The 7,679-nt window shown below is 36.0% G+C and carries 8 protein-coding genes; 2 read left to right on the top strand and 6 right to left on the bottom strand.

What is annotated here, in order from left to right:
• Nucleotides 1-328: 328 nt before the first annotated feature.
• A complete protein-coding gene (locus NZ519_09700; protein MCS7029028.1) occupies nucleotides 329-511 on the bottom strand; it encodes a hypothetical protein in 183 nt (60 codons plus the stop codon).
• A gap of 316 nt (nucleotides 512-827) precedes the next feature.
• Nucleotides 828-1,454: a Crp/Fnr family transcriptional regulator gene (locus tag NZ519_09705; protein ID MCS7029029.1), complete on the bottom strand. Its 627-nt coding sequence runs from the start codon at nucleotides 1,452-1,454 to the stop codon at nucleotides 828-830.
• A 78-nt stretch (nucleotides 1,455-1,532) separates the two neighbouring features.
• Between NZ519_09705 and NZ519_09710 the strand changes: the two genes are divergently transcribed.
• Both NZ519_09710 and NZ519_09715 read left to right on the top strand, forming a co-directional pair.
• Nucleotides 1,533-2,483 (top strand): MlaD family protein, encoded by a 951-nt coding sequence (locus NZ519_09710; protein MCS7029030.1) that lies wholly within the window; start codon nucleotides 1,533-1,535, stop codon nucleotides 2,481-2,483.
• 134 nt (nucleotides 2,484-2,617) lie between these two features.
• Entirely contained in the window at nucleotides 2,618-4,336 is a 1,719-nt protein-coding gene (locus NZ519_09715) for a hypothetical protein (GenBank protein MCS7029031.1), read from the top strand.
• 3 nt (nucleotides 4,337-4,339) lie between these two features.
• Here the strand turns inward: NZ519_09715 and NZ519_09720 are convergent, their stop codons facing one another.
• The 4 genes from NZ519_09720 to NZ519_09735 all read right to left on the bottom strand — a co-directional run bounded on the left by NZ519_09720 (nucleotide 4,340) and on the right by NZ519_09735 (nucleotide 7,510).
• Nucleotides 4,340-5,014, bottom strand: a complete 675-nt coding sequence (locus tag NZ519_09720) for a serine/threonine protein phosphatase (protein ID MCS7029032.1) — start codon at nucleotides 5,012-5,014, stop codon at nucleotides 4,340-4,342.
• 59 nt (nucleotides 5,015-5,073) lie between these two features.
• Nucleotides 5,074-5,655 carry a hypothetical protein gene (locus NZ519_09725; GenBank protein ID MCS7029033.1) on the bottom strand — a complete coding sequence of 194 codons (582 nt, stop codon included), beginning with the start codon at nucleotides 5,653-5,655 and terminating at the stop codon, nucleotides 5,074-5,076.
• A gap of 133 nt (nucleotides 5,656-5,788) precedes the next feature.
• Complete coding sequence (locus tag NZ519_09730) at nucleotides 5,789-6,790, bottom strand: Gfo/Idh/MocA family oxidoreductase (protein MCS7029034.1); 1,002 nt, start codon at nucleotides 6,788-6,790, stop codon at nucleotides 5,789-5,791.
• Between the two features lie 9 nt (nucleotides 6,791-6,799).
• A complete protein-coding gene (locus NZ519_09735) occupies nucleotides 6,800-7,510 on the bottom strand; it encodes a YebC/PmpR family DNA-binding transcriptional regulator (GenBank protein ID MCS7029035.1) in 711 nt (236 codons plus the stop codon).
• Nucleotides 7,511-7,679 lie beyond the last annotated feature (169 nt).

The following is a 7,679-nucleotide window of genomic DNA, read 5'->3' on the forward strand; positions in this document are numbered from 1 at the left end:
CTTACATCCTTGGGTGGTGGCTGGGGGTGGGCGGGGGACCGCACGGTGCGAAGCGCAGCGAAGCACCGAAGCGTTAGCGTAGCCCGTAGCACGCCGACCTTGTGGGCATGAGCGCAAGCGAAACGCCCACAAGGGCACGCCCAAAAAAATTATCTATCAATCTAAATTTTTTGTTATTCGGTTATTATTAGCTTTTCCGTATATTGCTCCCCTTTTGTTGTTTGTAGTCTAAAAATATACATAGAAGGAGATAGCTCGTCTAATTTGATATCAACACTGTTTTGATTGGATAACGTACCACTTTTTATCACTTTACCTGACATGTCTATTACACTCCAGGTAGCAAAACTTGTTTCTGTGTTTGTAGAATAAAAATAAACTTGCGTGCTACTTTACTGCTTGTAAAGTATCCTCCCGCAGGAGCTTGAATCAAAATAGGTCCGCTACCTGACTGCTTATTAAAGTTGTTTTGAAAGCAATAAAGCAAGTGCTGTCCCTTGAGAATAAACAAGACAAGCACTAAGCAACAATAAAATAACAGATAATACTTTTTTCATAAAGATTACTTTTTGTTTATCTTGCAGTAATACGAAAAAACCAACAGCTCACAAAAATTTTTTATTATACTTACTACGTAAAAGTTTTAGTTTTGTTGAGTGTATCTTTGTTCCCGTTTCGCTTGCGCTAATGTCTACAAAGTCAGTGTACTGCGGGCTGGATAGGGAATGTCCTTGCCCTTGCGTCAGCAAGGGGCGCGCTCAAAATAAAACTATCTTCCAAAAATATATTCCGACTACAAGGTTTTTTTACGGTTCAAAATGCCACTTCTAAGAAGCAAATATGCCTCTTAGCAACTTGATTTGATTCCTGTACAAAATAAGTTTATTTTCATTTTCTAATTTTTTTAGCAATCTAGAAATTACCACTCGGGAGGTAGCTAATTCATCAGCAATTTGCTGGTGAGAGATATCTAAAACCGTAGAACCTACTAACTTTGACTTTTCAATCAAATACCGTATAAGCCGCTCATCTAACTTTTCAAACGCAACAAGATGAAGACTTTTGAGCAACTCTGTAAAACGATTGTACATAGTTTGCATGATAAAACTTTTCCAGGTAGAATACTTGAAAATCCACTCATCCATAACGGTTATAGGTAGAAGAATCAAATCTGCGTCTTCTTCTACAACCGCTTTAATTTCACTATTTTTTTGCTGCATACAGCAAGTAAATGTCATAGCACAGGACTCACCTGGATGCACATAGTACAGTAGCAGCTCTCGCCCATTATTATCCACACTGAATACCTTGATACTGCCAGAAAGAACAATTGGAATATATTTTATAGGTTGGTGTATATCCAATAGCACCGTATCCGCTTTGACAGACTTGCGTATGCCTACTTTTTCTATTTGTTTTAGCAGTTCCACTTCAAAGAGTGAGGATAAATCCATATTTCCACAAAATAAGTCTTTATTTACATTCTGTACAACAATTTGGAAATATTAGTTGCGTGTGTGTATTTTTACTACGTGAAAATAAGTACTGAAGTCAAGGCAGGTGTTTTGGCTGCCCTCACCTTAGCGTTGCTTTTTGCTACGGTCAATTACTTGAAAGGGCACACTTTTTCTCATACACATAAGTTTTATGCATTGTTTGACAAAGTTGGAGGTATTCAACAAGGTACAAAAGTTTTATGGAACGGCATGGTAGTAGGTAGAGTTAATCGTATTTCTGTTACTCCAGAGTATAAAATTCGTGTAGATTTTGAGGTAGATGACGATGTCCCTGTTCCCAAAGGCAGCAAGGTAAGTATTCAAGGGGATGCTTTCTTTGGTGCATCCAAGCTAGTGATTGTACCTTCCCAAGATAAAAATTTAGCACAATCGGGAGAAGAACTTACAGGCGTAGTTCAAGAAGATATAATGAAAAGACTTTCTAATACTTTTGAGCCACTAAGCCAAAAACTAGAACACACTATTACAAGTATTGATACGCTTGTAAGCAAACTAAATAGAGTATTAGACCATCAAAACCAAGCTCGTATCGAAGACATTTTACAGAACCTGAAACAAACTACAGCTTCACTTAACGCCGCTACTCAAAAAATAAATGATGCTACTTCCAAAGAGCAGTTACAAGGTATTCTCAAAAAAATTGAAAGCAGTATAACTAATTTGGAACAAAATAATCAAAATATAACCAAAATTATGGCTAATACCGCCATAGCTACAGATACTCTTAAAACTACACTATCTAAAATTAACACTAACCTCCTGCTCTCCCAAAAAACTTTAGAAAAAATAAACAGCGAACAAGGTACAGTTGGTAAGTTGCTTAACGACAAACAGTTATATGAAAATTTATCTCATTCTGCGCGAGACTTAGATAGCCTACTTATTGACCTTAAAGCTAACCCCAAGAGATATGTACATTTTTCGTTAATAGGCAGAAAAGATAAAGATAAAAAAACACGAAAGTAAATTAAGCTTGCTTTTAATTCGCACTTATAAGCCTAAAACGTCTTGTACAGGATGCAAAAAAATTACTACCAAAATTTTAATTTTGCACCTGAATGAAAAATGTATTTATACTGTGTAGTATTTTTTTTAGTTTTTTGATTCATAGTCAAACGTTGCCGTATCATAAAAAATCACACCATGCTTTTGAAAAAGGAAAAGATTTTTACGGAGCTAGAAAATACAAAGAAGCTTTAGAAGAGTTCAGTAAGTCTGCTAATCGCACCCCTCAACATAATTATAGCATTGTTTCGTACCTATACATGGGATTGTGTTTTTATCGATTAGGGCAATATGAAAACGCCATCCGTAATTTTGAAAAAGTACTTTCGATGGAACCTTTTGGTAAATATCACCAAGAAGCAAATTATCACAAAGCTATATGCTACATTGAAATGGGTGAATTGAGAAAAGGACTAGATGCTTTGGCTACAATTTATTCATTTCAATCGCCGTACATTATGGCATCCGCTGAAAATGCTTTTTTACATTTTTTAAAAGAAAAAGGAGATTACAATTTTTGGGAGGATTACTATAAAACTTTTAGTGTAGAAAAAGCAAGTTTTTTGCGTACAAAGGTATTAGAGATGCTTTTATCCCAGGAAGTCAAAGAGCAAAATTGGGATAAGATTAAACAGCGCCTTGCTAAACTTAATGAAGAAGAGCAAAAGTCCAAAATTGTGCAAGAATGTAAGAAGTTTTTAGCAGAAATGGAAAAGTATAAACAAAAAAATAACACTTATACGAGCAACCGTGTTACTATTGAAAAACCTAACGATGGAAAACTACTAATTTCAGTTTTATTACCTGTTCAACTTAGTGAAGAAAACCCAAGCAAAACCAACGCCTATGCACGCCATTTTTGGTATGGCGTATATCTTGCCTACCAAAACTATAAAGAAAAATATCCTCAAAGCAACGTGTTTCTCAATTTGATAGATATACCTAAGGATACGGTTAAGTTAAAAGCCTTGTTTGAACAAGATGAATATTTAGCACAGTCAGATTTTTTGATAGGTCCTTACTTCAATATTACTAATGAAATTACTGCTAGGTATGCTGAAAAAATAGGAGCCATTTACCTTTCGCCTTTGACTTACAATCCAGTTTTATGCGAAAAATATGCTACTACCTTTTTGTATAATGCTTCTGCGCATACACACGGCGAAAGAATGGCTGCTTACATTCTTAAAAATACTTCAGATAATCATATAGCTGTAGTATATGAATATAACAATCCTGAAATGAAAATGATGGCCACTGCTTTTGCTGAAAAAATGCAAAAGCATAAAGCAAAAGCTACGCTAATAAGCTCTGATAATAATGTGGCTTATGAATTAGTCAAAGCCATACGCGAAGGTAAAGCAAATGGCGTGTATTTATGCTCTGATGAAATAACTTTATTCAACACAGTAGTTAGTGCCTTGAATGAAAACAGCATAATTACAAACGTGTATAGCTACTCTGATTGCCGAAAATTTGAAACGTTTTCAGGAGATATGTTAGAACGATTTAAAGTTACTTTTACCAGCGATACTTATTTAGATTTATATTCTCAAAGCGCAGTAGAATTTAGACAAAAATACCGTGAATTTTTATTTGCAGAACCTGACGATGCAGCTTACAGAGGATTTGACATAATGAACTTAGTATTACATACCTGTAAAAATCACGTAAAAGAGCAACCTACTAATACTTTTTTTGAACAAGCTTTTTACACAGGTGTCCAAACCATATTCAACTATAACGAAAAACACGACAACCAACACTTGTTTATTTTGCAGTACAAGGACAGAGACTTAATAAAGCTGCAATAGGCTCTATCTAGTGTTTTCTACGTTTCTTTGAATGGCAAGCTCAAAAGTATCTAAATTCAGACATACTAAATTGCCTTCATACAAACTATCTCTGTACACACAACCGTTATCTAAGCTAATCACAGAGCGTTTTTCTTGTAATTGTGCTTGTATAATAGGTAAAGACATAGTAGTATGCCCATGAATAATAATTTTATTTTGAAATGTACGGGCATCGTACTGCATATACCTTGCAGTTAGCATACTTTTAATGTCCAAAAAGGGATTACTACGGCGTATATCAAAACCTCCATGTACCAAATAAAAGCGGTCTAACTCATAAAATAAGGGCAAAATTCGCAAAAAATTTTTTTGTTTTTGAGTAATTTTAGGATGATTATTCATTTTTTCTAACCAAATTTGCTCATGGTTACCTCTTAACGGAAAAATATTATACCCTTCCTCAATCAGCTCTATAATTTTGTCTATTACTCCCAAGCTATCGGGACCTTTATTCACGTAGTCCCCTAATAAAAATAGCTGGTCATCTTTGGTTAGATTGATTTTTTTAAGTAGTTCTTCAAATGTCTTTTTGCAGCCATGTATATCAGGAATGACTAAACGCCTGCCTTTTTCATTTTTTTGCACAAAATGACCGTATCTAAAAGGAGTATTTAGCTCAAACCTGCGCAAAGACATACATGCAAAGGTATAACATTACCATAACAAATGCAAAAACTATTTTAGTTTCAAACTATTTATTTCCTGAAAATATTTCGCCATCTACCTGTGATAGAAAGTGCGTAGTATTTTGAATTTGCCGAAGCACCGTTTATACTTTGTTCATACTTCAACACAACCGGAAATTCATCTAAATTGATAATCAGTTCTACATTTAATAGCGGACTAATCCCATAATTATATGCGTCTTTTGGATTTATAGTGTAATACCAAGCCCCCGCACCTATACCTGCACCTATACCCAAAGGATACGGGCTTCTATCTACGCTTCCTCCACCCCAACGCATTTGCGCATATAAAGTCGTAGCAATAGACTTGAGGTTACTATATCTTTGAGTAGAAAAACCTATTTTAGGCGAAGCTTGTATCGTAAAAGAAGCACTTTGCTCATCATTCCATATTGAATAAGCAAGGTTAGCACCTACCCCCCATAGTAACGTATCTATACGTTGATAAAGAAAACCTTTTACTTTATCAGGTTTAGGTCTGAAAGATAGAACCGTAGCATGTACGCCCCCCTCAATAAGCCAGTTATCATTTTGCGCAAAAAGTATGGCAGAGGTAAATACTACCAAAAAAGCCAAAACTTTTGCTTTCATTGTTACAAATATAAACAAATGGATTGTGATAAACAAGGAGCGTGTTTTATCTCATTTTCAGGTCAAAATTTTATTTTAGCTTGTAAGTTTGACATGCAAATTTTTTTACAAATGCCTGCTACCCTTTGCTCACTTATACCTTAATTGAACTCAAATGCTTATTTATATTGTCAATGACCATAAAAGCAGTTTCCAAAGCACGGTAGCCATCGTACATGTCTACCACAGGTTTAGTATCTTGGATAATCGCTTCGTAAAACGTTTCTAATTCCATTTTAATAGCGTTGACAGGTGGAGTAGGCAAGGTTTCATAATGTAAGTTCTCGGGCATTTCGCCTTTTTCAAGCGCTTGTTTGAGCTTTATGCGAGCATCAGGAGCACTCATATTTTTGAGTTGGAATATTTCCGCTTTTTTTTCTAAAAAATCCATAGTAATGTATGCATCTTGCTGAAATAAGCGCATCTTTCGCATATTTTTAAGACTAATCCGAGATGCCGTTACGTTTGCCACAGCCCCATTTTCAAAAGTAATACGAGCATTTACAATATCAGGAGTTTCGCTGACTACGGCTACACCGCTAGCATCTACCTTGATTACTTTGGATGGAATCATGCTCTGTATCACGTCAATATCGTGAATCATTAAATCTAATACCACAGAAACATCCGTGCCTCTGGGATTAAACTGCGCTAAACGATGACTTTCTATAAATAGAGGTTGCGGCGCCAAAGATTGAACAGCTAAAAAAGCGGGATTAAAACGCTCTACGTGTCCTACTTGAATCTTTACCTTGTATGCAAGCGCTAACTCTATTAAGCTTTGTGCTTCCTGTAAAGTAGTGGTAAAAGGTTTTTCAATAAAAACATGCTTTTGAGCTTGTATAGCTTGCACTGCGCACGCATAATGGTACAAGGTAGGCACAACTACATCTAAAACGTCTATGTTTGCAATTAAAGCTTCAAGTGTGTCAAAGTGCGGTACGTTTAACTTTTTAGAAACCTCTTGGGCAGTATTTTCATCAATATCGTAAAACCCTACTAATTCGTAGCTTGGAATTTGTTTAATACAATTGATATGGATTTTGCCCAAGTGTCCTGCGCCTACAACTCCAATTTTGAGTTTTTGTTCAGACATGCAATTCTTCTATTTCAAGTTATGATATACATTTTGAACATCGTCGTCAGATTCCAATTTTTCAATCAACTCTAATACTTCATTCTCTTGGGCTTCAGGTAGCTCTACGAAAGTATTTGGTATTCTTTGTATTTCTGCACTTATCACTTCTATTTTTCGGTCTTCAAGGGCTTTTTGCATGTTAGCAAAGTCAGTAAAAGCAGAGTAAATAATAATGTTTCCTTCTTCGTCGTGCCCTAGCTCTTCTAAACCAAAATCAATTAGCTCTAATTCTAAGGTTTCAAGGTCAAGATTGTTATTTTGAAGTTTGAATACACCTTTTCTATCAAAAATGAAGTCTAATGAACCTGTTTTAGTTAAACTTCCTCCTGCTCTATTGAGATAGCTGCGAATATTGGCTACGGTCCGAGTGGGATTATTCGTAGCTGCTTCTATGACAAGAGCTACGCCATGAGGAGCATAAGCTTCATAAGTAACTTCTTCTAAATCTGCTTCTTCTTTGGCAGCAGCACGTTTGATAGCTGCTTCAATCCTATCTTTGGGCATGTTTACAGCTTTTGCGTTTTGTATAGCCATGCGTAGGCGAGGATTGTATTCCGGGTTAGGTCCTCCTAATCTGACCGCAATTGCAATTTCTTTTCCTGCACGAGTGAAAGCCTTTGCCATTCTATCGTATCGGGCAAACATCTTGTACTTTCGTTTTTCAAAGATACGTCCCATACGCAGCAAAGAAATAATATGCAAAGGTAGAGATTTAATCTATTTTTTACAAAAGGACTGTAATCCTAACTCTAATCCTGCTTTAAGTATAGTTTTATTTTTTTGGGCGTGCCCTTGTGGGCTTTTGCCCACAAGGTCGGCGTGCTACGGGCTACGCTAACGCTTCGGT

It is taken from the genome of Bacteroidia bacterium, assembly GCA_025056095.1.
Taxonomy (GTDB): domain Bacteria; phylum Bacteroidota; class Bacteroidia; order JANWVE01; family JANWVE01; genus JANWVE01.

Excerpts from the sequence above, each read along its gene's own strand:
- NZ519_09730 (MCS7029034.1), bottom strand. The coding sequence starts at position 6,790 with ATGTCTGAACAAAAACTCAAAATTGGAGTTGTAGGCGCAGGACACTTG.
- NZ519_09705 (MCS7029029.1), bottom strand. The coding sequence starts at position 1,454 with ATGGATTTATCCTCACTCTTTGAAGTGGAACTGCTAAAACAAATAGAA.
- NZ519_09725 (MCS7029033.1), bottom strand. The coding sequence starts at position 5,655 with ATGAAAGCAAAAGTTTTGGCTTTTTTGGTAGTATTTACCTCTGCCATA.
- NZ519_09720 (MCS7029032.1), bottom strand. The coding sequence starts at position 5,014 with ATGTCTTTGCGCAGGTTTGAGCTAAATACTCCTTTTAGATACGGTCAT.
- NZ519_09735 (MCS7029035.1), bottom strand. The coding sequence starts at position 7,510 with ATGGGACGTATCTTTGAAAAACGAAAGTACAAGATGTTTGCCCGATAC.